We start from the raw sequence: 26,268 nt of genomic DNA, 5'->3' as shown, positions 1-26,268 counted from the left end.
TCCTTCCTCCCTAAAATTAACTAATTATTTTCATCTACCTTCTATAATTATACCACGTGAATTTAAAGAAAGCACCTTTTGGTACGATCTGAAATCTTCTGCTACGTGGTTCTAATCTTAAAGTATTCATTCTCCCAAATTTCTTACTATCCATTCTACTTATTTCCTAACAAAGAAATGCCCTTGTAGTAGTTATTTAACATGATTTTTGATAAAATGAAAGTGAGTCCTATATTATGGACTGATAAAAGGAGCGTTTATGTATGTTATCAATTTTCAAGCGTTCGAACAAAACGAGCGAGCGCCAATTAAAAAAATACCGAAAAGTTGTCGACCAAATTAATAAATTAGAAGTAACCTATGAAAGTATGACTGACCTACAATTACAAGAGATGACGAATACACTGAAGGAACGGTTGCAGAAAGGTGAAAAAATTCAATCGGTTATTCCCGATGCTTTTGCCGTTGTGCGAGAAGCGTCCAAACGTGTTCTTGGCATGCGTCCCTTTGATGTGCAGTTAATTGGTGGTCTCGTTTTAACAGAAAGTAACATTGCGGAAATGCCAACAGGCGAAGGTAAGACACTTGTCGCTTCTCTTCCTTCCTATATTAAAGCACTTGAAGGAAAAGGTGTTCATGTAATTACAGTAAACGACTATTTAGCGAAGCGTGACTTTGATCAAATCGGACAAGTTCACCGTTTTCTAGGACTTACTGTCGGTCTAAATATACCGATGATGCAAGGAGAAGAAAAAAAAGCAGCCTATAATGCTGACATTACTTACGGTGTTGGTACTGAATTCGGGTTCGATTACTTACGTGATAATATGGCGCAACAGCCACACGACAAAGTACAACGTCCATATCATTTTGCAATTATAGATGAAGTAGATAGTGTTCTCATTGATGAAGCTAAGACCCCATTAATTGTTGCAGGTAAAATGGCAGCAGACGAGGACCTCCATAATATAGCAGCTCGACTTGCCCAGCGTTTCATAGAAGGTGAAGATTATGATTTTGATGATGAGACAAAGGCAACTTCCCTAACAGATACTGGCATCGAAAAAATCGAACGCGCTTTTGGCATTGATAACTTGTATGAATTAGATCATCAAACACTTTATCATTATGTAATTCAGGCGGTGCGTGCATTAGTCATATTCAAGCGCGATGTCGATTACATTATAAAAGATGAAAAAATTGAACTTGTTGATATGTTTACAGGAAGAATTTTGGAAGGTCGAACGCTTTCAGACGGACTCCATCAGGCTATAGAAGCGAAAGAAAAACTTCCTATAACTGAAGAAAATAAAGCTCAGGCACAAATTACAATTCAAAACTATTTCCGCATGTACCCAAAACTTTGCGGGATGACAGGTACTGCGAAAACTGAAGAAAAGGAATTCCGTGAGATTTATGGCATGGACGTCATTCAAATTCCTACAAACAATCCGTTGCAACGAATCGATGCTTCAGATCGCGTATACGTAACAATAGAAGGTAAATATAATGCGATGGCAAAAGAAGTTGCCGCGCGTCATAAAAAAGGACAACCTGTTCTTGTTGGAACAACTTCAATTTTACAATCTGAAGAAGTCGTTAAATACTTGGATAAACATAAATTAAAATACAATTTACTAAATGCCAAAAGCGTTTTGCAAGAAGTGCAGTTAATTTCTGAAGCTGGACAGCATGGTGAAATTACCGTCGCAACAAATATGGCAGGACGTGGTACGGATATCGTTTTAGGTGAAGGTGTTGCCCAAAATGGCGGACTTTTTGTTTTAGGCACAGAGAAACACGAAAGCCGACGTGTCGATAACCAATTACGCGGGCGTTCCGGCCGTCAAGGAGATCCTGGCGAAAGTCAATTTTTCCTTTCTATAGAAGATGATATGTTAAAGCGATTTTCCAAAGAGGAAATTGAAAAGTTCAATAAAAAAATAACTGCTGATGATAATGGTCTTGTTCTTAACGCAGACGTTCACGAATTAACAGAACGCACGCAACGCATTGTTGAAGGTGCTCATTACTCAATGCGTGAATACAATTTAAAACTTGATGATGTGATAAACGACCAAAGAAAAGTAATCTATACTTTGCGAGATAATGTACTTGAAGGTGAAGATATACTAAAACAATTAAAATCAATGCTTGATGAAACAGTAGATTTTGCGGTTCACGAGAACTGCCCTGAAAACGAGAGTGCTGATCACTGGAATTTCGAACGAATTGAAGAGACGATGAACTCACTTCTGCTTGAATCTGTTACACTACCTAGATCACTTGAAAAGCCATCTGATATTATGAAGGTACTTGAAAAACCGCTAACTGAATTGCTTGCTTATATTGATACTTTCGTAGATAATGAACAAATTCTACGAATGATTCCACATGCTATGCTTTCCCATATTGATGCAACTTGGGTAAAGCACCTAGAAGTCATGACACGCCTAAAAGAAGGTATTGGTCTAAGATCATATTCACAAGAGGATCCAATGCGGATTTATCAGCGAGAAGGTCTTGAAATTTTCGCTCGACATTACCAACAGTTACGTCGCAATATCGCTTCTGAAATTATTGCGTTCATGAAGTCTATTAAAGAACACCAGGAGGCACAATAATTATGAATCTTTTTTCATTCTTCAAAAAAGCTGAAAAAACCGGGATTGAAAGTTCGGTTGATTCAACAGAAATTGTTGATGGCGTTAACACAACAAGTGCAACTGATGACGTAAATACAACACTTTCTCTACATCCAGAGTGGAATATCCCCCAAGAGCAAGATTACGTATTTCGTTTTCTTTCGAATGAATTGGAACCACTTAAGCCCAATCAAATTTCCTTATCTGGGATTGACATTGATGTCGAACCTGCAAATGGAAGTTGGCTTGTTAAAGCATTCTTCCGCTCATCACTAGACCAAGAAATTTCTATTGGAAGTGTTGAACTAATGCTTCTTGATGAAGACGGAAATACACTTGCTTCAAATGAATTTGACTTAAAAGAACTTGGTGATATCCCTGCACGCAGCGCGCGTCCTTGGGTATTCGTTTTCACTAAAGAAAATACTTTTGCAGAGCAACCACCTACTGAAAACTGGAAATTAGCTTTTAATGTACAATCGATGGTGCCTCATAAACTCGAACTAGACAAAGCATGGGATGAGGGTTTATCAGAGGAACAGAAAGAAGGACTTTCTAAAGTAGTAGAAGGACTTCCGAAGTTGAAACCACGTGAGGTGAACATTAGTGGATTCCAGGTTAAAATAGAGGATAACGGTGGTATCGCCGCTTCAGTTTTCATCCGTAATGGTCACTCTAAACAAATCAATATTGAGAAATTGCCACTTGAACTCATCGACGCGACTGGTGATCTTATAGCGAGCGGTTCTTTCACACTTGAGGAACTCTCAGTTAAAGCGAATACGTCTAAACCTTGGACATTCATCTATCCTAAAGAATTAATCCAAAAAGAAGAACCAGATTTTTCACGTTGGACAATTCGTGTACCGCAACAAAATGCATAATTAATTTGAAGTAGCAGAATCACTTATCTAGTGATTCTGCTACTTTTTTTATAATTAATTACATATTGACGTAATCGTGTCCAGATTCTTCGTGGTCGTTTGAAATAAACCTAAAAACTGGCATACATGCATTCAATCTAGAAGAGAGTTTTCCGCTTCTCTCCACCTTCCCACTTATAAACGCAGGAAAATTCTGATGAATTCAATAAAATGTTTCAATTATTGTTTATAGGCTTTCATGGTGGGTATATTAATTATAAGAGTTCGATACTTCGAGGAGGTAAGTTTTATGCAACGAGAAGATCAACTGTTTGAGGATGTACTAAAAATATTCCATAACGCAAAAGGTTTGATAGAAGTTAATATTGATAGATGGCAAGAGGAACAAATTGAAAACTGTGAAGTAAATCAGGAACTACCAATTAGCTATACTGCAGGACAATTTGAATCATTGCCAAAAAACAAAGAATCGTATGAAGAATATAAATCTGGAAAAATTAATCGGTAGTAAAAAACAGAAAAGGAAAGGCTACATCCAATTAGTGGATGTAGCCTTTCCTTTTTTAAATTCTGTGACTTCTGCTTAATTCTGTTAAAGGTTAAGATCTGTAATAACGATTAAATCATCATGATCTAAAAGCTTTGTAATGGGCCAATCCGGCGTTACTTTTCCTTCAAGTAATTTCGCAATCGCCTGACGCTTCTTCTCACCAAACGCTACAAGGACTAGCTTCTTAGAACGCATAATCGTCAATATTCCCATTGTGAATGCAGTATCTGGGATTTTTTCGTCATTGTCAAAGAAACGACTATTCACACTAAGCGTTGAATCTGTAAGCTTCGCAACATGTGTCAACGAATCTGCAGACGTACCCGGTTCATTGAAAGCAATATGTCCATTCTCACCCACACCTAATAATTGTAAGTCTAGCGGGTTTTCATCAAGTAACGCTTCATAAGATGCGCATTCTGCATCTAAATCTGTAGCCAAACCATCTAATATATATTTCTCTTTAAAGTTTTTTTCTTTATAAAGATGTTCATTCATGAAGTATGCGTAACTATTAGGATTATCTGCACTAACACCCACATATTCGTCTAAATTAAATCCGATTACATTGTTAAAATTAAGATCTGACTCAACCCATCTTTTATATATCGGAATCATCGTATCGCCCGTTGCAAGTCCTAGTACATGAAGCCGATCATTGTCTAATTCGTTTTTTATAACTTGAAAAAGTGCTTCTGCGCCTTCTTCTCGACTGGTAACATTAATAACTTTTAAATTTCCCATTTCATCAACCGACTTTCACTAGAATTTAACTACTGTCTAATTGTAGTTTCTGTCACCCCCACGGTCAACTATTACACATTTCAAATCATTAATAAAAGAAATATTACATGTCAATTTTCTGACCAGCTTGTGAAGTTACTGTGAACAATTAGCCAATTTAATAAAACATAGGGATTTCCCTAATTACCATTTTAATTTAATTAACTATGCTATTAGTAACAGACATTTACAACATAGAAAAAGAAAGGTTGTGAGCATATGGGCGGGAAAAATACAACAAAGCATTCTTCAAATAAAGATAATCCAGGCATTCATTTTAAAGGGACTTTTATCGCAGTCATGCTATTAGGTTTATTCATCCTAGTTTTCTGGTTCGGCATATACGCTTTATTTTTATCTAGATAATAAAAGACAGGAGGAAACAGTATGCATTTACACAAATACGAAAAGATTTGGCTTACACTCGGAATTGGTTCACTGGCATTATTCTTAATAATTATCGGATTCGCAGCCTTCTGGAAAGGTACACATCCTCAAAGTCATATGGAAACAATAGATCCGCAAAATGTTGAAGCCCATGACGCATTTAAACCTGAAAACCTCGGATTAACAGAAGTGGGCGAAGGTAAATATATACTCAATATGGTCGCTTCAGCTTTCAACTACGACTTTGGTGTTGATGAAAACGGGGATCCAGTTAAAAAAATTCGCGTACCAAAAGGCGCTACCGTTCTTTATCAAATTACAACAAAAGACGTTGTTCACGGTTTCCAAATAGCCGGAACGAACGTCAACATGATGGTTGAACCGGGACATATTAGTCGTTTGGAAACAGTTATGAAAAACGCTGGTGAATTTACTGTCGTTTGTAATGAGTATTGCGGCATCGGTCATCACATGATGTACGGAACAGTGGAGGTGTATGAATAATGATTGCGAAAGAACGAAAATTCTCTAAAAAAGAGTCTAGATTATACATGGCATTTATGTACGTCACATTCGCCTCTCTCTTAATTGGTGGTTTGATGGGTTTACTTCAAACACTTGCACGTTCAGGTAAATACACACTCCCCTTTGGAATCAATTATTATACTATCCTTACTGTGCATGGCGTTATTTTAGGACTTGTTCTTACTACTTTCTTCATTATTGGATTCCAATTTGCGTTACTGGGAAAAACAGTTGGTATCTCGGATAAACAAATGAAAGTTGCATGGGCATCTTATTGGATTATGTTGGTTGGTACAATTATGACCTCTGTCATGATTCTTACAGGTCAGGCATCTGTTTTATATACATTTTATGCACCGCTACGGGCCCATCCACTTTTCTACGTCGGATTAGCACTAGTAATCATCGGAAGTTGGGTTGCCGGAATCGTTAACTTCCGCCAACTTTATGTCTGGAAGAAAGCACATAAAGGTGAAAAGTCACCACTTCTTGCATTCATGGTAACGATTAATATGATTATGTGGATCATTGCTTCACTTGGTGTTGCTGTATCTGTTCTTGTTCTGTTTATTCCTTGGTCTCTAGGTTATACAGCAACAATTAATGTGTTGTTAAGTCGAACATTATTTTGGTACTTTGGACATCCGCTCGTTTATTTCTGGTTATTACCTGCTTATATGGCATGGTATGCAATCATCCCTAAAATTATAGGCGGAAAAATATTCAGTGATTCACTTGCAAGATTATCTTTCGTTTTATTACTAATGTTCTCAATTCCCGTAGGTTTCCATCACCAACTAACTGAACCTGGAATTGATTCGACATGGAAATTCATTCAAGTTGTTTTAACTTTTATGGTCATCATCCCTTCGTTAATGACCGCATTCTCAATTTTCGCTACTTTTGAAGCGACAGGACGTAAAAAAGGCCATAAAAGTTTATTCGGTTGGTTCAAAAAGTTACCTTGGAAAGATGTACGCTTTTTCGCACCTTTCGTAGGAATGGTCGCATTCATTCCCGGTGGTGCAGGCGGAATTATTAATGCCTCTCACCAAATGAACGCAGTAGTCCATAACACGATTTGGATTACCGGCCACTTTCACTTAACCGTTGCAACGACTGTTATATTAACGTTTTTTGGAATCTCGTACTGGCTCGTTCCACATCTAACTGGTAGGAAATTAACGCCGCAAATTAATAAGCTAGGGATTATTCAAACGATTATTTGGACAGTTGGTATGACTATTATGTCTACTTCAATGCATATTCAAGGACTACTAGGCGGACCTCGTCGTTCTAATTACTCAGAATATGCAGGGGGCGACCAAGTAAGTACGTGGATTAGTTACCAACTTTGGCAGGCCGTTGGTGGAACAATTCTCTTTATTGGTGTCGTATTAATGGTTTATATCTTTATTAAAATGGCATTCTTTGCGCCTATTGATTTGGAAGAGTTTCCAATCGCAGAAGAGGAAGAAGATGCAGATCCTACACCGAAGTTTCTTGAAAACTGGTATCTTTGGGTCGGGATTACAATAGGATTAATTCTATTCGCATATACAATCCCAATCTTTGAGATATTAAAACACTCACCACCAGGATCAGTACCATTCGATTGGCCGATCGGGAAATAAGAAAAGCTATTTTCGCCCTTTAGACACGACATGCGCTGGAAGAAATTTAAGAGAAGTCGCTCTTTGACTTCACTTAAATTTTTGAAGCGACACGAGTGTCTGGCGAAAATAGCTGGACAATAAGAAAAGCGAAGTGCGCCCGGGTAGACGCGAGATCGGTGGAAGACATGAAAATGAAGTCGGACTTTGACTTCAATTGAATGGCTGAAGCGACTCGAGCGGCTGGCGCACATAGCTGGACAATAAGAAAAGCGAAGTGCGCCTGAAATATGAAACTGCTCCATCCTGCAAATAACATTCGCAGGATGAAGCAGTTTTTTTATTCAATATTAAAATTAATTGCCTGTCGCAGCACGTTCAACAGCTTCCGCAACATTTTGGTGTACATTTGGATCTAACGGATGTGGAACAAGATCACCAGGCTTCGTCGTTTCAACGATAGCCAACGCCGCAGCAATCAGCATTGGATACGTGATTTCCTTCGCACCTGCATCCAAAGCACCGCGGAAAATTCCCGGGAAACCTAGAATATTATTTACGAGACGTCCGTCAGCAGCAAATGACGCACCCGCTTCAAGTGCTACAGTCGGGTCAATCTCCGCATTAGGATTAGAAAGCGCTAAAATAATCTGTCCTTTTCGAACCATTTCAGGCTTAATTAAACCTTTAACACCCGTAGTCGCAACAATAATATCTGAAGTTGCCATCAGTTCTTCAAGTGAATCTACAGTGACACCGCCGTGTTCTGTCAATCTATCAAGCGCGACTTGATCTCTATCAACACCACGTACTTCCTTCACACCATAAGCAAGAAGCATCCGACTAATTGCAAGTCCAGCAGCACCAAGGCCTATTTGACCGACAACTGAATCTGTAAGTTTAACGCCCGTTTGCTTACAAGCCGAAATAACAGAAGCGAGCGTAACGACAGCCGTACCATGTTGATCATCATGCATAACCGGAATCGAAAGTTCTGCTTTCAAACGTTCCTCTATTTCGAAACAATGCGGTGACCCGATGTCTTCAAGTAAAATACCACCGAAGCCTTTAGCTATATGCTTCACCGTATTCACCACTTCATCAGGATCACTTGTATCTAGAAGAATCGGAATACCACTAATTCCCGCAAACTGATCAAATAAAACTGCTTTTCCTTCCATTACAGGCATCCCTGCAACAGGCCCTATATTGCCAAGTCCCAAAATAGCAGTACCATCCGTTACAATCGCGACAGTATTCGAAATTCCTGTAAAGTAATTCGCTTGAATAGGATCATTTTTAATTAATTCACAAACGTTCGCCACTCCTGGCGTATAGACGCGTTGCAAATCTGCTAATGACCGAATTTCCATACGGCCTTTCATATGTATTTTACCGCCTTCATGCGCCTTTAAAACGTCATCTGATACGGCATGAACGAATATACCGCCACCAATATCATTTACAGCTTGTACAATCTGCGCTAAATGTTCCTCATTTTGACACTGAACTGATACGTCACGAATCGTCGTTAGTACACCTATCTTAAGTGTTTCAATATCCCCAATATCTCCACCCAAATCACCAATTGCCATTGCAACTTTTGCAAGATTACCAGGTAATGAAGGTGTTTCAACAATTAGATTTCTTAAAAATTCAGCTTGCCCCATTAAAATACCCCCTATATATATATCACATATTCATTTTACACTGATTATGCATATTCGTAAATCAAATTTTATTTCTTTTGATTAATTAAACAACTTTCCTCTTTAGCTTATCACAGTTCTGACTATATTTAATCAATTAAAATATCAAATACCGTCTATATTCAATAGTAGATATTTTTATTAGAAATAAATGGTATAATGGATTATGAATGAGTATTCATTAATGAGGAGTGTTAACTATGGGAATAAATATTGATTCGATGTCTATGGAAGATATTTGGATTATGATTGATGAAAAGCTAAACGGAGAATCCGGCCCCATTACTGGGATGAATACTAGCTATTCGTTTGAACTCGATGGTGAGAAATACGGTTTAATTTTCAAAGATGGATTAGCTAAAACCATTACAGGAGATCCCGGCGAAGTAGATTGCTCACTTTCAATGAGTGTTAAAGATTTCAAAAAATTACTTGTTGGAAACTTGAACTCTACCGCTTCTTATATGATGGGAAAACTGAAAGTTAAAGGAAGCCTTGGACTTGCACTAAAACTTGAAAGCCTATTAAAACAATACTCATTTTAATGTTAAAAGTTACATTAATCGGTCCATATCAAAATTAAATTTAGATATGGACCTTAATTACTTTCACCTCTATGATTCAATAGATCCTTTTGCCAATAAGATTAATATTATCTGACTATTGCGAAAGATGTTTGAAAAGGTTACTATGTAATAGATTGATTGAATCTCAAGGGGGTAGACTAATGAAGAAGACTGCTTTTTCGGCAATAGCTGCACTTGCTCTTACCGCATTTATCACAACTAGTAATGCAGAAGCAAGTACAGGTACCTACATAGTTAAACCTGGTGACACTTTATGGAAAATTGCATTCGAGAATAATATATCTGTTAATCAATTAAAAGAATTGAATAAACTTAACGTAGACAGTATTTTTGTTAATCAAACGTTATACACTACTTCAAAACCAGGTTCATTTAACAAACCTAATTCTGGGACAACCCAAAGCAAAAATTATACCACTGTCGTTCAAGCCGGAAAAAAAAGGAATGTTCTCGTCACTGCTGAATCGACGCTTAAAAAAGATGAAGCTGCGACTAACTTACCGCTAACAGGAGCTTCTAGTAAAGTCTTGGGAACCGCGGTCAAAATAGCGCTGCCCCTTCAAGGAACACCCTATCTATGGGCCGGTTCTTCTATAGAAGGTTTCGATTGCAGCGGATTCCTTTCTTATGTGTATAAAAATGCTGGACTTAACCTTCCAAGAACCGACACTATTGGTTTATATAAACTTTCTTCTTATGTAGACAAGCCAGCAGTAGGAGATATTGTCTTTTTTGAAAATACATATCGCATCGGCATTTCACATGCTGGGATTTATTTGGGTAACGGGAATTTCATTCATGCCGGATCAAAGCAGGTTGAAATTTCATCAGTTAACTCAACTTATTGGAAAGACAAAGTTATGGGCTACAAAAGGTTTAATTCTTTAAAATAAATCAAAACTAACTTCCCTTTTTTACAGGAAGTTAGTTTTTTTTCGGAATAAATTTGCGGAAAATTAACTTATCCCTATCAATCTACAAGGCTTCTCCTATATTAATACCTTGTAACAAAGCCATTTATTGGTTATACTTAGTATTAGTATCAGGTCACTATTTCATATATATATCTTGAACGAAACGGAGTGGATAAAGTGTTCAAGGATAAAAGGTATTTAAATTACAACGCAGCTGGGTTCCGTAAGGATCTTATTGCGGGTATTACTGTGGGCATTGTTGCAATTCCTCTTGGTATGGCCTTCGCAATTGCTTCAGGAGTGAAACCTGAATATGGCCTCTATACGACCATTATTGCCGGATTCATTGTCGCATTACTCGGGGGTTCCCGTTATCAAATCGCTGGACCTACCGGCGCATTTATACCAATTCTACTCGCAATTGTCATTCAATACGGTTATGAAGATCTTCTTCTCGCAGGATTTCTCGCAGGAATATTCCTCGTTATTATGAGTTATGCTGGAGTTAGTAGCCTCATTCATTTCGTTCCTAAGTCTGTGACAATTGGTTTTACAACAGGAATCGCAGTCATCATTTTCATGGGCCAACTCGGAAACTTTTTCGGGCTAACTGGTCTTGAACGCAATGAATTTTTCCATGAAGACATGATCGGGATTATTAAACAGTTTCATACAGTAAACTCCTTAAGTATCATGACCGCAGTTCTTGGAATCGCAGTCATTTTTATTTTACCAAAAATCGCACCTAAGATTCCTTTATTTCTAGTAGCACTTCTCATACCAACAATCGTTTCCGTACTATTTTTCCCTGGAAAAGTGGAAACAATTGGCTCTGCTTTTGGTGGCATACCAAGTTCACTTCCCAGCTTCCACTTCCCCGAGATTACTCTATCAAAATTAGTTGCACTTTGGGCTCCAGCCCTTGTCATCGCAGCACTCGGATCAATTGAATCACTCTTATCAGCAGTTGTTGCCGATGGTATGAAACCCGAGGATAATCAAAAGCATGACTCAAAACGCGAATTATTTGGGCAAGGCATCGCGAACATCATCACGCCCCTATTCGGTGGAATTCCAGCAACCGGTGCAGTTGCACGAACAGCAACAAATATACGTGCAGGTGCAGTCAGTCCCGTTTCGGGCATTGTCCAAAGTTTATTAGTTCTAGCTTTCTTAGTTTTATTCGCACCTTACGCTTCCTACATTCCACTCGCTGCGATGGCACCTATTCTAATGTTTGTTGCGTGGAATATGAGCGCCCGCAAAATATTTTTACATCTTCTTGTAATAAAATCTGGCGACTCAATTGTACTCATAACAACTTTTTTACTAACAATATTCGTCAATTTAACAGTCGCAGTCCAAGTAGGTATGTTAATAGCAGTCATCTCATTTTTACGGAAGATGATCAATAAACTTGATTTAAAAGTAGCCAAAGCATCTGACGTTGAAATTACGAGGTTTAGTAACGGTGATGAAACATTATTAAAAAAGTATATTGTTGACGGACCCCTATTTTTCGGATCAGCAAAGTCTTTAGAAGATAAGTATCCAGCTATACTAAAAACAACCGCAACAAGTATTATTCTCGATATGGAACACTTATCCGCAATCGATGCAACAGGTGAAGCCGTACTTTCACAACTCATTGATGAAGCTAGAAAAAAAGACATTACGATTATTATTAAACGGCTCCATAAAAATAAAATCGAACACTTCAAGAAAAGTGGACTCTACGATAAAATTGGTGAGCATAACTTCTTTATGTAAGAAAAAAGCCTTTCACTCCATAAATTCTATGGAATGAAAGGCTTTTTATCGTTACTAAGGACAAATTAAACACAATTAATTATCAAAAAAAGATCTTAGCATTTGTCCACCTTACGATAAATGATTAATAAGTTTTCAAGTATAGTGTCAAACGAGTTTGATGTCACACGCTCCCGAACAATGTCATCCCGGATTGCAATATTATCGGTTTCAAACGCAGTAGCCAATCCCTTTGCTAATGACTGCGGATTTTCTGGTTCCACTAGAATGCCTGCATGCCCATCTAGTAAGTATGATAGTCCACCGACATCTGACCCAACAACTTTCGCTCCTGAGGCCATCGCTTCTAGCGCAACTAATCCAAATCCTTCATGATGCGAAGGCAGAACAAGTATATCTGAAGCACCCATCCACCGTGCAAGCTCTTCTTGACCTAATGGATCTTTGAAATGAATGCCTGTTAGTTCTTCACGCTGAATGAGCAATCGTAAGTCTTCCATAAACGACTGATCTCTCTGAGAACCAATTATGTACAATGAACAATTGTTTTTTTCGTTTATAATTTTAAAGGCATTTACTAGATCCAATAAACCTTTAGCTTTAATGACATTGCCTACAAATAAGATTACTTTTTCATTTTCGGACAAACCAAGCGCCCGTCTTGTCTCCCCCATAACAACAGGTTTAAAGACAGATGTATCAACACCCATACTCATCACTTCGACACGCTCCGCAGGTACACCAAAACGATCTACCACATCTAATTTCAGCTTCTCACCAACTACAATGACTGTCTTCGCATCTATTAAGATCTTTCTCGTCAACTTTTCAATTCTTACACTTTTTGCTGCCATCTTATCAATATCACCGCCGTGGACAGTCACAACATATGGAATACTAAAGTACTTGTTACCGATTAATGAGAGTAAACCAGTTGGAAATGCATAATGAGCATGCGTTAAAGTGAGCGTTTTTCTATTTTTCAGCATGTAAAACAAGGACTTTAAAAACCATGATGCATACTTCTTAATGGTAACGACTTTACCTTTTTGTGGGTTATCGATTGCAATAACATCAATATCGACATTTGCTGCGCGAAGAAGTTCAACTTGATTTTTTACAAATATCCCAAAAGTGGGATGTTCTTCAGATGGATACATATTACTGAACACTACTATTTTCATTAGAACTCAACTACTCCCGTCAATAATATATTAGTTAGTTTTCTACATTTATTTTCATTGAATAAGTATAGCATATCCTCAATAGATGAGCCTTTCATCAAAATAAACCAATTGAGTCAATTTCATAATTACTTAAATCCGTTACATCACTACAATATATAGTTGAGAACGTTTTAACTCAACTATATATTGTAGTGATGTGGCGATAAAATCCTATTATGGAATTGACTGAATTAGATTCAAATTATTCGTTTTGCACACAATACTTTTTTAAAAATCAAATAAACTTTTTGCTCTATCTATATTACTTTAAAGTCTAAAAAAGTAAAAAACGGCACTTAAAGGGCTGTATTTCCGCTTTAAGTGCCGATTTCTACTAAAATGTCAAAAAACAAAGAGATATGTAATGTCTTTGTAATATAACTGTAATCATATTGGTAGACTTGCTATGTTAAGATTATCACAGATAAAGCACATACAACCAAAAAAAACGAAAGTGTGCGAAAGGGGAATATGAGAAATAATGAAACGATTCTTTTTTATGGTATTAGCGAGTATCATCATTACGACGTCTATACCGGCAATGGCTTCAGCTAACTCATCAACTTCACTTATAAATGCTGCACGCGGACACTTAGGAACTAAATATGTATATGGTGGGACAACCACTTCTGGATTTGATTGTTCAGGCTTCACTCAATATGTATACCGTCAAGCTGGGGTTTCAATCCCACGTACTACAGGTCAACAATATGCAGCTGGCACCCCTGTATCAAGAGCAAACTTAGAAATAGGTGACATCGTATTCTTTAATACTTCTGGAAAAGGTGTTTCACATGATGGTATCTATATCGGAGGCAACTCTTTCATCCATGCTTCTACAAGTAGAGGCGTAATGATTTCCTCACTTAGCGACCCGTATTACTGGGGAAGCCGTTATATCGGAGCACGTCGACTTGCTGATTTCAATGAAGCACCACAAGTATCTGTAACTGAATCTAAAAAACCAGCACCTACACCAGTTATTAATTATCCAACTCGTGCAGAAATTGCTGAAACACTTGTAAAAGAACTTGGCTTAACTGCTAGTAATGACGCTCCTTTTAAAGATGTACCAAAAAATCATGAACATGCAAATGCAATTGCAGCAGTTGCTGAAGCGGGTATCTTTTCAGGTAGTCAAGGAAAATTCAATCCAGATGCTTCATTAACGCGTGCGCAGCTTTCTAAAATACTTGTTGAATCTTTCGCTTTAGACGGAACTTCGGATATTTCATTCTTAGATGTACCTGCTACTCACTGGGCAAAAGAATATATCGGTACGCTTTATCATAATGAAGTTACAATAGGATATCCAGATGGTAACTTTGGAACAAATGATCCTGTAACATATAGCCAGTTTCAAACATTCATTTCACGCATTAACTAATAATTTATATTTCTATCCTGGAATTCCGCTAAGGGAATTCCCTTTTTTTTAATTAGGTCTAGTAAACTACTTTACCCAAATTAAATTCACATAGACTTATATACTGTAAACTGCTAAAATTATACTATATTTTGATTCAACTAGGAGGACACAATGAAATCATCAAAATTAGCACTAATCTTCATCCTTGTTATCTCTCTCATTTCAATTGTCCCGGACAGCACTTCTGCAAACACTCAGTTTAAAGACATAAAGCAAACTGATGAAATTTACAAGGAAGCCAATTATCTAGCCGGTAAAAAAGTAATTTCAGGCTATCCTGACGGTTCCTTCAAACCATCTTATAATTTAACAAGAGCACATGCTGCTAAAATGTTAATCATTGCAACAAATAAACAAAATATAGTTCAGCCACCCATTACCTTCAATGATAAAGGTATAGATGCAGAGCAAGTTGCAAATTTAAGTCGCGCAGTAGCTCTTGGCTATTTCAAATTAGGTGCTGATAAAAAAATCAAACCTAATGAGTACATAAAACGCGATGAAATGGCTTATGCGATTGCGACTGCGTTCAATATTTCAACAGCGGTAACATCTTCAACCCCTCTTCAATTTAAAGATATTAATAGTGGGCATAAATACGCTAAACAATATAACGGCCTATACTATGCTGGTATTGCGCAAGGCGTTGATGGCAACTTCAAACCGAATAACCTTTTAACACGTGGACAATTTGTGCTTTTCGTTGCACGTGCAGCTGACCCTTCTAACTTCTCTTTACCCGTTAAACCACCAGATGAAACCGCGGGAACAAGTTTTGTTAAAGTTAATACAGGAAGTGATTCACTAAATGTACGTACTAGCAGCTCAGACGCGAGCGCAGTCATTGGTAAACTCTCACATGGTGAAATCGTTGAAGTATTAGGAAAAAGTGGTGATTGGCTTCTCGTCAAAACCAATTTCGGTCAAGGTTATATTCACGGTTATTTCACAGTCCCTGCCGGTACAGATACACCGAACGATAATGTAAAACCAGATGCACCAAGTCCTACAAGTGGATTGGTCGGCAAAGTAACCGTGGCTAGTTTGAATGTCCGCTCAAGCGCATCGGATAATGTAGCTGTAATCGATACTTTAAAACGTGGCCAAGAAGTACAAGTTCTTAGTGTAAACGGCTACTGGGCATCTATTAAATACGGTTCAAAAACTGGTTTTGTTCACAAATCCTTTTTAAAGTTAATCAACAAATCTAGCAGCCCTTTAAAAGACCGCATCATTGTAATTGACGCAGGTCACGGCGGTTCAGATCCTGGCGCTTCTGGCAATGGGTTAACCGAGAAAGGTTTAACGCTAGATGTTTCCAAGCGTGTTGAAGCGAAACTGAACAGAGCTGGAGCTAAAGTATTAATGACACGCTCAGGTGATTCTTACCCTTCCCTATCAGCTCGTACAGAATACGCGAAGAAAAACTTTGCAGAAGTATTTATTTCTATTCACATTAATGCTGGTCCCTCTTCAGCTAGTGGTACTGAAACTTTTTATGATTCTTCTACAAATCCAAATGCGGTAGAAAGCCAACTACTTGCTACTTATATCCAAAACAATATTGTGAAAAAAGCTAACATGAAAGACCGCGGCGTAAAACCCGCCCGCTTCCAAGTTTTACGTGATAATAATGTTGCAGCTGTTTTAGTGGAACTCGGATTCATATCAAATTCTAGTGATGCTAGTAAACTGGCAAGTAGTCAATACTTAGAAATTTATGCTGAATCTATTTACCAAGGACTAGTTCAATACTATTCTGCGCAGTGATGAATTATGCCGAAGAGATTTTATTATCTCTTCGGTTTTTTTATGTTTAATTCTGATTACCCATTCGTTAATCAGAATTTACAAACAACTAATTGTCCACCACTAGATTAAGTGATACACTAGCATGGACTCATAGTTTTACCATAATATGAAAAAGGAAGGTGCAAAATGAAAAATACTTTTTTCAAAGTCACAGCTACTGCTTCATTATTATTTGCTACTGTAGGTTTAACACCTGTTAGCGCAGCAGAACAGCCAGGTGACTATTCTCTATCCGTTTTCCATACGAATGATACCCACGGAAATCTTGCGACAACTCCGGAACGCGCAGCACTTGTTAAAAAATTACGCACAGAAAAACCTGCCAATCTTCTTCTTGACGCGGGTGACGTATTCTCTGGAACACTTTACTTTAACGAGTTTAAAGGACAAGCTGATCTAGCCGTCATGAATTATCTTGAATATGATGCCATGGTATTTGGTAATCACGAATTCGATTTAGGTGGATCTGACGAAGGTCATCAAGCACTTGCTGAATTTATAAAAGGTGCAAAGTTTCCACTTCTCGGTACGAATGTAGACTTTTCAAAAGACCCTCTCTTTGACGGGCTACAATCTAAAACAGTTGTAGATCAACATGAAAACGGCCATATTTATAATGGTATTATTAAAGAAGTAAACGGTGAGAAAATAGGTATATTTGGTTTAACAACTGAAGAAACTAAAGACATTTCTAGCCCCGATAAAATAACATTTACAAATTATATTACTGAAGCAAAGGAAGCTGTTGCAGCTTTTGAAGAAATGGGTATTAACAAAATAGTTGCTGTTACACATATCGGCTTTAACGACTCCGATAAAATAGATAATGACATTTTACTAGCTAAAGGTGTTCCTGGAATCGATATTATCGTAGGTGGACATACACATTATAAACTAGAAAAACCATTTGTCGTAAATGAAGACAGCGAACCGGTCGTTATCGTACAAGCAAATGAATACAACAAATTCCTCGGTCAACTTGATGTTGTTTTCAATAAAGATGGTGTTATCAAGGACTATAGCGGAGTACTGCATGCAGTTGGCGGTAAAGATGCACCACGCGACGAAGCTGCCGCAGAACTTATCAAGCCTTATGCAGCTAAAGTGAAAGAAACGATGGAAAAGTCTACAGGCGCAACTGCTGACGTATTCCTTAGTGGCCTTCGTGGTTTAGGAGGCGTGCGTACAGCAGAAACGAATTTAGGTAACATCGTTACAGATGGTATGCTAAAAACTGCACAAGGAATTGATGCATCTACTGTCATTGCATTCCAAAATGGTGGCGGATTGCGGACTTCAATTCCAAAAGGGCCGATAACTTACGGTCAAGCTATAAGCGTTCTACCTTTTGGTAACTCACTTGCGCTAGTCGAATTAAGCGGTAAAGAAATAAAATCAGTATTCGAACATTCTGTTAGAGATTATCCTGCAGAATCAGGTGGTTTCTTGCACGTCGCTGGTATGAAGCTTCTTTTTGACGGTGAAGCTGAACCAGGAAAACGAGTTGTCTCTATGAAGATTGACGGCAAAGAAATTCAAATGGATAAAATCTACAAAACAGCAACAAATGTCTTTACAGCACAAGGTGGAGATGGCTATGAAATGCTGAAAACGGCTTATGAAGATGGCAGAGTTAGTGAACCTGGCTTCGTTGATTGGGAGTCATTCGCCAATCAAATGGCATCAATTGGTTCAGTCAAAACAGGCCTTGAAAATCGTATTGTAGCAACTGTACCTTTTAAAGATATTAAAACGAGTGATTGGTCATATCAGTCTATTTCTGACCTTTATTACCGTGAAGTCCTAAAAGGAACAACAGCAACAACTTTTTCACCTGAAAAGCATTTATCACGTGCTCAAGCTGCTTCTTTAATTGTTAGAGCACTTGATCTAACAACAGATAAAGCTGCCTCATTTAAGGATATCGACGGTTATGCAGACACAACAAAAGCAGAAATCGCTGCAGCCCAAGAGTACGGCATCGTTAATGGAAACAATGGTAACTTCTCACCATCTAAAAATGTCACTCGTTCTCAAATCGCTTTAATGATTCAACGTGCGATTGAGCACTACACTGGCGAAAAGTATACCGCTAAAGCGAAAGCTCCTTACGCTGATATCGGCGGCTACGATGACGAAACAGTAAACGCGATTTCTACTCTTTACGAACTAGGGATTGCAACAGGATTTGAAGGTAATTACATGCCTACAAACTCTACGACACGTGAACAATCAGCAAAAGTACTTTCAAACTTCATTTACAACACAAAACAAATGAAAAAAGCAGAGTAAACTCGTTTCAGCAAATTGAAACATCAAAGAATCAGGTAGGGGTTCAAACTCGCATGTTTGGTAAATCCACCTACCCTAACGCTTAGAGATAAAAAAATGGCTCCACAAACCATATCTGGTTTGTGGAGCCATTTTCATATAATTGTTATTGTCGGGAAGCACGCTTTATTAATTCAGCAAATACGACACCTTTTTCTACTGATTTAATTAAGCCGACATTTGGTGCGTAATAATAAATCCAACCATCACTTGTCTTGACCTCTACGACATTTTTAAATGTCCCTGCACGCGTTGTTACTTCTTTGGAGATAGACGAAACTTGGGAAGATTCCGATGAAGAAGGGTCAATAAAAGTTAAACCTTTAGATAATGGATACTCGAGTTCAACACTGTAATATGCGTCCTGAAAACCTAGATACAAGCCCTTTTCATCTTCCCTCACAAGGAAATAGCCTATTTCATTAGTAGTTATGTCTTTTTCTTCCCACACATCCCATTTCTCCATACCATTATTTTCTAGTCCTACATAAATTATTTTAGTCAAATACGTTTTCCCTTGATCTCTATATTCCCATAAATAATCCATTTTTGTGTGCATTTTGTAACTAATCATCTTAGTTTTAGTTTTAAAGCGATTGTCAAGTGCTCTAGCAATAAATACAGCGATATGTTGACGCGTCACACGATTATTCGGTCTAAATGTCTGATCAGTGTAACCTTCCGTAATACCTTCCGCTACAAGTGTGGATATATAATTATAATAATTATTTGATGGCTGTACATCTAGAAACGAACTATCGCCCCGTATAGGATAATTCATTGATTCTACAATAATTTTAGCGATCTGGCCACGAGTTAACTTGCCTTGCGGATCAAAATACTTCGTTCCGTCTTCATTTGTTTTACCAGAAATTATACCAAGCTGCACCGCTTTCGCAACTTCAGCATAGCCGTAAGAACTTGGTGACATATCAGTTAAATTAGGATTAGGCGCACGTAAGTCCGTAATACGTTTTGCTCTCAGCAACATTTTCACACCATGTAATCGAGATACTTCTTCATTAGGAAGAAATGTACCGTTTGGATAACCATTTATAATTTCTTTTTGCACAAGATATTCAATTTCATTTTCATATGATATTACATCAGAGAATGTTGCGGCACTTACTTCTGAATCTGGTAATGATAAAAATAACACCAAGCACATTAAAGTAAAATAACCAAACTTCGTCAAAATAATCACCCCATTAATCTATATTGATGTCAATAGTCTAGCTGCATACTAAATTTCTTATATAGATCAATTAATTTCATAATAGGGTTTTATTGCTACACCACCACAATATATAGTTGAGTTGAAGCGTTCTCAAACTATATGTTGCGTCGTTGTAGCAGATTAAGGTCATTATGAAATTGATTCAGATAATGTATATGAACACAAGCGTTAGCAATCAATCAGCCTATTATTGTCAACCGTTGAATCACGTTCGCTAATAACTTTGTTCTTCCTACCAAACTTGATACTAATAAATACTCTTCTTCAGTATGCGCCTTGCCACCAACTGGACCTAAACCATCAATTGTTGCAACTCCTAGGGCAGAAGTAAACGAAGCATCCGATCCGCCACCTGTCGAAACATCTTTGAGTTCAATATTTAATGATAACCCAACTTCCTGGATTGCTTTTAAGAGCTTTATTGTTTGTTCATTTTTTACCATAGGTGGTCGATCAATCGCGCCAATTAGTTCAATCGTTGTCCCTTCAACATCAGGAACAGAACAAATCGCTTCCACTTGTTGTTCGAGCCAAGCCGCTTGTTCCATCTTACTTATTCGTAAATCAATATGCGCAACGGCAGAAGAAGCTACTGTATTCACTGTAGTCCCACCCTCTATGATTCCTACATTTACACTAATACCAGTTGGTGGATTGGATAACGCATGCAATTTCGTAATCTTTCTTGCTAATTCTTCTATTGCACTACGACCTGCTTCTGGCGCAATACCTGCATGTGCCGCCACACCTTTTACATACATTACGTATTCACCTGCACCTCGACGCGCTGTTACGAGTGAGCCATCCTCTCTAGCAGGCTCCATTATAAGCGCGTACTTTTTATTCAAAGTATGCGCTTCGATTAGTTTCCTAGAAGTAGTAGAACCTATTTCCTCATCACTGGTCAATATAATAACAATATTCCTAACGCCTTCTGCATTTTTTTCAACGAGCGCTTGCACCGCATAAAGCAACGATACAAGACTTGCCTTCATATCAATAACACCTGGGCCATAAGCTTTACCGTCAAGCACCTTGAAAGGTCTTTCTTTTGCAGTTCCATTTTTAAAAACTGTATCCATATGGGCAACAATTAAAATCTCGGGTTCATTCAATTCACAATGACTTATGACTAAATGATTCCCTTGAACTTCTTCAATGATTGGTTCTGTGATAAATCCAAGTTTAGTAAACTCATCTTGCAAAATGCTTCCTATTTTATCAATCCCACATTTATTTGCGGAGCCACTATCAATATTAACAAGTCTTTCAAGTAACAATAAAATGTCCATTTCTTTATCATTCAGAAAAGAGTTCACTTCATTATCCCCTATCGAGTAGATTGGATACTATTATATCATTCAATATTCCGCATGTCCTACTCTTCTTTTCCACGCCCTTTTCTCCCATAAGTTCCTGGTAATATGTACATATAATGATGAAAGGTAATATTATTAATATTACCCGTTAAGCTAGAAGCACCTTCAGGCGATAAATAGATGACGCCATCTCTCTCCTTAACTTTAGATGTCTGTGTGTAATCAATTACATAGATTTCATTTTCCTTATTTCTTTTTAAAACCCGGATTTTTTCATATGTTTTAATAGTTACCCCTAAAATCATATGAGATGTTTTAGTCAATAGACCGCACCTACCGCTTCATTTTATTTTTTATTCATTACTTAAAGTAATCCTTCTCAAAAAAATCTTATTCACATACGTTATGTACTTAGATAAAATGAGATAAAGTGTTTCCCCTTTAAGTTATTACCTCTTAATTGGTTAATAATTCAAAAGATTCCACGTTATTAATATACAATAACATAGTACTTTTAATGGGTCTAGCTAATAAATTAGTTTTATTTAACTATTGAAAATATGAGCCCTAATTAACCATAAAACAAATTTAAAATGCAGAGATAACAAAGAATCTAATAGGTCAATTCTATTCTGCTCTCCATAAATAAACTAAGTACGTCGTAGTGTTAAAAGCTAAAATTATCCTAAAAAAATCCTTCTAGTCGTGTTGACTAGAAGGATTGATATTATTTTTTCTAATTATGCTGTTTGTAATGCAAGTACTTCTTTAAATTGGTTTACTGCTTTATCTGTATCAACAGCATGACCCAATTCATTCAGTGTTTCACCAATTTGTTGAACTGCTTTTTCAAGCATATCTGGTGTTGTGTTGCCCATATGTCCGATGCGGAATGCTTTTCCTGCTAAATGAGCAAGTGCCCCAGCAAAAACAGTTCCTTTCGCTGCAAGTGCTGCGCGGAATTCAGCGTCATTTACACCTTCTGGATACAAGAAACAGCTAAGAGTTGAAGCCGCAACTTCTTCACTTGCCAAAGCTTTAATACCGTATACAGATAGTGCTGAACGTACTGCTTTTCCAAATGCTGCATGACGCTTATAACGATTATCTAAACCTTCCTCAAGAACAAGACGCATACCTTCTTCATATGCATAAACCAAGTTTACTGCTGGCGTAGCAAAGTATTTACTCGGATCGTTCATTACTGGAATCCAGTTATTAATATCTGCGTAATAAGCTGATACACGTCCTAATTTTTCACGTGCTGCTAGCGCCGTTTTATTAAACGCAACAATTGCAAGTCCTGGTGGAACACCGATTGCTTTTTGTGAGCCAGTTAAGATTACATCAATCTTATCGCCTGCCTCACCATAAGATTTACTCATATCCTCTTCCATTGCCGCTGTTGCACAAACACCATCTACAATAACAAGTGCTTTATGCTTTTTAATAACCGGAACCAACGCATCTAGATCTGCCGCAACTCCTGTAGATGTATCTGCGTGAGTAACTGTAACCGCTTTATAAGTACCTGTAGCAAGCTTCGCATCTACGTCAGCTGCTGGAACTTGTTGACCCCATTCTGCTTGAAGAACGTCTACTTCAATACCAAACGCTTCTCCTAGTTTAATGAAACGATCGCCGAAGTATCCTTGGCTCACAACTAGAATCTTTTCACCTGGTGCAACCGTATTCACAAGCGCCATTTCCATTGCAAGTGTACCTGTACCCGCAACAACAAATGTTTCGCCGTCTGTTTTAAACATATCTGCTGTCATCTGAATTGCATTTTTATAAATTGCAACAAATCGTGGATCTGTATGGCTTCTCGTTTCACTAGACAATGCATCATAAATCGAATCTACAACTGGTGTCGGTCCTGGAATAAGTAACATTTCTTCATTTCTCATTAATTCATCCCCTTATTTTTAAGTAACTTTACGCTCATAATTTTTATCTTACATCAAACTTCAAAATAACATAGATTCGCAATTCAGTCTACAATTACACTACTAACTTAATCATATAGCCATATTCATCTTATCATCGGACTACTATTTAGTCTAGGTAAAGATTCTTTTTCTAATGAATATTTCGTCTATTATTTAACTGAATTTCGGAATGCTATTATTAGTTGGCTTTATTTGTTATAATTAAGCATAATACTATTAATTTAGTTTGGAGGGCATAATATGAAAAATGCTGGTATTGCTGCTGTGTTAAGTTTTTTTTGGACAGGTGTTGGACAAATCTATAACGGTCAAATTTTAAAAGGACTAATCCTGATTGGCGTTCAAGTCATTAACGCTTTACTTATGTTCGTCCTAATCGGTTTTATAACATATCCTATCGTATGGATTTGGGGTATTTACGATGCCTATAAAACAGCAGAACGAATAAATGCAGGTAATGTTACCTTTTAATAGATTATAAAAACCATTCACATACTTACCTGCGAATGGTTTTTATTTGATTTAGCGTAAAATATTCGATTCAATCTTCATTAGAATAGATATGCTTATACCCTTCGATTAAATGTCCGTAGCTTAATGTTAGCAAGTCTTCATATAATACATCACTCACTTCAACATCATTCGGTATGATAAAACGGATTTTACTTTCTATATAACAGACGGAATATCTCTTCATTTTTCAGTAATTCCGAAATTATCTATGAAATTATGAACATTGTCACATAAGTCAACAATTAGAATTCCTCTTGTCTTTTTTCTAAATAATTCTACCGCAAAAGTAAAATGACAAGCGTAATTGCAATCTTTACGATTAGAATAAAATACTTTTTTCTTGTCATTACATGTATCTCTATAATTTATTAATAAATAAAATATCATATAGTTTACAGGAGATTCCTTATTTTAAATATAAAGATTACCTTCCAATTAATAGTTTGAAGGGTATCCTATCGAATATTCCATTTACCTTGTATTGTCATATAAATCGCGAGACATCTTAAATTTAATATACCTTAGTAACTTATTCTCAACTAAATTCCTTTCTTTTCTCTACATATTAATATAGTTCAAAATAATTCTCTTATATGATTTCTAATACTCTCTTTTTCATGTTATAATTACATTTGTTTTACAGCACCATAATATGTCGACATTAGTAGTTGAAAACAGAGGAGGGCAAATGCATCATGAAACAAGATGCATCATTATAATGAAAAATTTAAAGTCGAGTTTCGCAAAAATAAATAAAATCGATACGTTTTCACCTTATTTCTTTTTACCTTTTATTTTGTTACTGTACTTTTTCACAAGTTTGTTTGATTTCCATAGATTTGAGCTATTTAAAGTTAGGGAATCTATTTGGCCAGTTGTGATATTAGCGTTACTTTGTTATTACATAGGCGTTTACCTGATTGATAAATTAGGATGGACGTTGCCTACATTCGGACTTTCATCGTTCAGCAAATATATCCGGCTTGCTATTATTCTGTTGACTACAATTGGTTTAGTAACCTATTTAATGATGATTTTCGGCGGCAGTCTAGGTATCTCTGACGAATCAGCACGTCGAGGTCTAGATCCGAAGCTTAATTTCTTTAGCCAGTTATTATGGTTTGGTACATTATTACTGCTGTCCTATAAAATGATTTTAGAGAAAAAGATGACGTGGAAAAAAGCATTAATTTATGGCTCAGTGTTTGGGTTTATAATGTTCCTGTTTTTACTTATGGGCTATCGAACGCCGCTTATCATTATGCTCTTTACAGGATTAATCATTTTTCACTATGTTGTCAAACGTGTTAAATTAACATGGTTTTTATCCGCATTACTCGTTATTGGTGTTGCATTTTCGATGTTCGGGTTTTTACGAGTTATGTCAGAAGATACAACGCAAGAATTCAACAACCGAGATCAACCAGATGTTGAACTAACTTTCGAGGAAAAAGAGCAGCTTTTAACGGTGGAACAAGAAGTTAACCTCACGCCTAAATGGATACGTTCATTGAACGGCGAGAGCGTTACAGGACATATTGTCTTAAGCAAAATTATTGAATACACGAAAGAGGAAGGGACGTTAAATGGTGAACTCCATAAAGGGGTATTCAACACCATTTTGTCTGGGGAACAAATCTCACCACGTATGCGTGTTACTGAAGTAGTGAATTCACTAAGCGCGGACGAAGGGAAGTTTATTACCCGCCCAACGAGAACGACAACGCCGACATTTATTGGCCAATTATTTTTAGATGGTGGTTATTTATTAGTCGCTGTTGGATTCCTATTTTATGGTGTTTTGATTTCTCTAATCTATAATAAAATGAAGCTGAGTGGTATTCGTAGTTTCAATGCTGTTACTTATGCTTTTGTTATTACACTCTTTGCTGTATCCATGCATACAGGACTTCTTGATTTAATCTTTGTTTTGATGCTAGGCTTTGTCATACTGGCATCTGCCATTACCAAAACTGAACCAACGTAAACTTTATTAAAGGCATGTGTCCAGTAATCTACATCTTGATAATTAATCATTCAAGATGTAGGTTACGATGGACACGTGTTTTTTTGTGTAACAAA

The 26,268-nt window shown here is 37.2% G+C and carries 22 protein-coding genes; 14 read left to right on the top strand and 8 right to left on the bottom strand.

Annotation, left to right across the window (positions count from 1 at the left end; genetic code table 11):
* Window positions 1-263 precede the first annotated feature (263 nt).
* From secA2 to AC3RV6_RS03065, 3 genes are all read left to right on the top strand, one after another.
* Window positions 264-2,624, top strand: coding sequence for an accessory Sec system translocase SecA2 (gene secA2, locus AC3RV6_RS03075; protein WP_489748004.1), 2,361 nt, complete (start codon window positions 264-266; stop codon window positions 2,622-2,624).
* 2 nt (window positions 2,625-2,626) lie between these two features.
* Complete coding sequence (locus AC3RV6_RS03070; RefSeq protein ID WP_489748003.1) at window positions 2,627-3,529, top strand: accessory Sec system S-layer assembly protein; 903 nt, start codon at window positions 2,627-2,629, stop codon at window positions 3,527-3,529.
* 289 nt (window positions 3,530-3,818) lie between these two features.
* Window positions 3,819-4,037, top strand: coding sequence for a hypothetical protein (locus AC3RV6_RS03065; protein WP_489748002.1), 219 nt, complete (start codon window positions 3,819-3,821; stop codon window positions 4,035-4,037).
* An 84-nt stretch (window positions 4,038-4,121) separates the two neighbouring features.
* Here the strand turns inward: AC3RV6_RS03065 and AC3RV6_RS03060 are convergent, their stop codons facing one another.
* A complete protein-coding gene (locus AC3RV6_RS03060) occupies window positions 4,122-4,823 on the bottom strand; it encodes a glucosamine-6-phosphate deaminase (protein ID WP_489748001.1) in 702 nt (233 codons plus the stop codon).
* A 258-nt stretch (window positions 4,824-5,081) separates the two neighbouring features.
* On the opposite strand from AC3RV6_RS03060, the gene AC3RV6_RS03055 reads away from it, so the two are divergent.
* The 3 genes from AC3RV6_RS03055 to AC3RV6_RS03045 are packed head-to-tail and all read left to right on the top strand — an operon-like array spanning window position 5,082 to window position 7,408.
* Entirely contained in the window at window positions 5,082-5,228 is a 147-nt protein-coding gene (locus AC3RV6_RS03055; protein WP_489748000.1) for a cytochrome c oxidase subunit 2A, read from the top strand.
* Window positions 5,229-5,249: 21 nt separating this feature from the next.
* Window positions 5,250-5,753 (top strand): cytochrome c oxidase subunit II, encoded by a 504-nt coding sequence (locus AC3RV6_RS03050; protein WP_489747999.1) that lies wholly within the window; start codon window positions 5,250-5,252, stop codon window positions 5,751-5,753.
* Window positions 5,753-7,408 carry a b(o/a)3-type cytochrome-c oxidase subunit 1 gene (locus tag AC3RV6_RS03045; protein ID WP_489747998.1) on the top strand — a complete coding sequence of 552 codons (1,656 nt, stop codon included), beginning with the start codon at window positions 5,753-5,755 and terminating at the stop codon, window positions 7,406-7,408. The genes AC3RV6_RS03050 and AC3RV6_RS03045 overlap by 1 nt, the downstream gene beginning before the upstream one ends.
* Window positions 7,409-7,743: 335 nt before the next feature.
* On the opposite strand, the gene AC3RV6_RS03040 is transcribed toward AC3RV6_RS03045, so the two are convergent.
* The gene (locus AC3RV6_RS03040) at window positions 7,744-9,057 is read right to left on the bottom strand and encodes an NAD-dependent malic enzyme (RefSeq protein WP_489747997.1); all 1,314 of its coding nucleotides are present in this window, start codon (window positions 9,055-9,057) and stop codon (window positions 7,744-7,746) included.
* Between the two features lie 239 nt (window positions 9,058-9,296).
* On the opposite strand from AC3RV6_RS03040, the gene AC3RV6_RS03035 reads away from it, so the two are divergent.
* From AC3RV6_RS03035 to AC3RV6_RS03025, 3 genes are all read left to right on the top strand, one after another.
* Window positions 9,297-9,641, top strand: a complete 345-nt coding sequence (locus AC3RV6_RS03035) for an SCP2 sterol-binding domain-containing protein (RefSeq protein ID WP_489747996.1) — start codon at window positions 9,297-9,299, stop codon at window positions 9,639-9,641.
* A 182-nt stretch (window positions 9,642-9,823) separates the two neighbouring features.
* Window positions 9,824-10,576, top strand: coding sequence for an NlpC/P60 family protein (locus tag AC3RV6_RS03030; protein WP_489747995.1), 753 nt, complete (start codon window positions 9,824-9,826; stop codon window positions 10,574-10,576).
* Window positions 10,577-10,774: 198 nt separating this feature from the next.
* Entirely contained in the window at window positions 10,775-12,367 is a 1,593-nt protein-coding gene (locus AC3RV6_RS03025; RefSeq protein WP_489747994.1) for a SulP family inorganic anion transporter, read from the top strand.
* A 95-nt stretch (window positions 12,368-12,462) separates the two neighbouring features.
* Here AC3RV6_RS03025 and AC3RV6_RS03020 read toward each other — a convergent pair whose 3' ends face one another.
* Window positions 12,463-13,551, bottom strand: a complete 1,089-nt coding sequence (locus AC3RV6_RS03020; protein WP_489747993.1) for a glycosyltransferase — start codon at window positions 13,549-13,551, stop codon at window positions 12,463-12,465.
* Window positions 13,552-14,074: 523 nt separating this feature from the next.
* On the opposite strand from AC3RV6_RS03020, the gene AC3RV6_RS03015 reads away from it, so the two are divergent.
* From AC3RV6_RS03015 to AC3RV6_RS03005, 3 genes are all read left to right on the top strand, one after another.
* Window positions 14,075-14,980, top strand: coding sequence for a C40 family peptidase (locus AC3RV6_RS03015; RefSeq protein ID WP_489747992.1), 906 nt, complete (start codon window positions 14,075-14,077; stop codon window positions 14,978-14,980).
* A gap of 153 nt (window positions 14,981-15,133) precedes the next feature.
* The gene (locus tag AC3RV6_RS03010) at window positions 15,134-16,792 is read left to right on the top strand and encodes an N-acetylmuramoyl-L-alanine amidase (protein ID WP_489747991.1); all 1,659 of its coding nucleotides are present in this window, start codon (window positions 15,134-15,136) and stop codon (window positions 16,790-16,792) included.
* A gap of 168 nt (window positions 16,793-16,960) precedes the next feature.
* On the top strand, window positions 16,961-19,126 hold the full coding sequence (locus AC3RV6_RS03005; RefSeq protein ID WP_489747990.1) for a 5'-nucleotidase C-terminal domain-containing protein: 2,166 nt from the start codon (window positions 16,961-16,963) through the stop codon (window positions 19,124-19,126).
* A gap of 145 nt (window positions 19,127-19,271) precedes the next feature.
* Here the strand turns inward: AC3RV6_RS03005 and AC3RV6_RS03000 are convergent, their stop codons facing one another.
* From AC3RV6_RS03000 to AC3RV6_RS02985, 4 genes are all read right to left on the bottom strand, one after another.
* Window positions 19,272-20,360: an S-layer homology domain-containing protein gene (locus tag AC3RV6_RS03000; protein ID WP_489747989.1), complete on the bottom strand. Its 1,089-nt coding sequence runs from the start codon at window positions 20,358-20,360 to the stop codon at window positions 19,272-19,274.
* Between the two features lie 221 nt (window positions 20,361-20,581).
* Window positions 20,582-21,721 carry a M20 family metallopeptidase gene (locus AC3RV6_RS02995; RefSeq protein WP_489747988.1) on the bottom strand — a complete coding sequence of 380 codons (1,140 nt, stop codon included), beginning with the start codon at window positions 21,719-21,721 and terminating at the stop codon, window positions 20,582-20,584.
* A 59-nt stretch (window positions 21,722-21,780) separates the two neighbouring features.
* The gene (locus tag AC3RV6_RS02990; protein WP_489747987.1) at window positions 21,781-22,044 is read right to left on the bottom strand and encodes a hypothetical protein; all 264 of its coding nucleotides are present in this window, start codon (window positions 22,042-22,044) and stop codon (window positions 21,781-21,783) included.
* 417 nt (window positions 22,045-22,461) lie between these two features.
* Window positions 22,462-23,631: a pyridoxal-phosphate-dependent aminotransferase family protein gene (locus tag AC3RV6_RS02985; RefSeq protein WP_489747986.1), complete on the bottom strand. Its 1,170-nt coding sequence runs from the start codon at window positions 23,629-23,631 to the stop codon at window positions 22,462-22,464.
* 282 nt (window positions 23,632-23,913) lie between these two features.
* Between AC3RV6_RS02985 and AC3RV6_RS02980 the strand changes: the two genes are divergently transcribed.
* On the top strand, window positions 23,914-24,144 hold the full coding sequence (locus AC3RV6_RS02980) for a hypothetical protein (RefSeq protein ID WP_489747985.1): 231 nt from the start codon (window positions 23,914-23,916) through the stop codon (window positions 24,142-24,144).
* A gap of 70 nt (window positions 24,145-24,214) precedes the next feature.
* Here the strand turns inward: AC3RV6_RS02980 and AC3RV6_RS02975 are convergent, their stop codons facing one another.
* Window positions 24,215-24,370 (bottom strand): hypothetical protein, encoded by a 156-nt coding sequence (locus tag AC3RV6_RS02975; protein WP_489747984.1) that lies wholly within the window; start codon window positions 24,368-24,370, stop codon window positions 24,215-24,217.
* Window positions 24,371-24,874: 504 nt separating this feature from the next.
* Here AC3RV6_RS02975 and AC3RV6_RS02970 point away from each other — a divergent pair.
* On the top strand, window positions 24,875-26,173 hold the full coding sequence (locus tag AC3RV6_RS02970; RefSeq protein WP_489747983.1) for an oligosaccharide repeat unit polymerase: 1,299 nt from the start codon (window positions 24,875-24,877) through the stop codon (window positions 26,171-26,173).
* Window positions 26,174-26,268: the final 95 nt, after the last annotated feature.

The sequence above is a fragment of the Sporosarcina sp. So3-204 genome (genome assembly GCF_058068165.1).
This window is presented reverse-complemented; position numbering and strand designations above follow the sequence as displayed.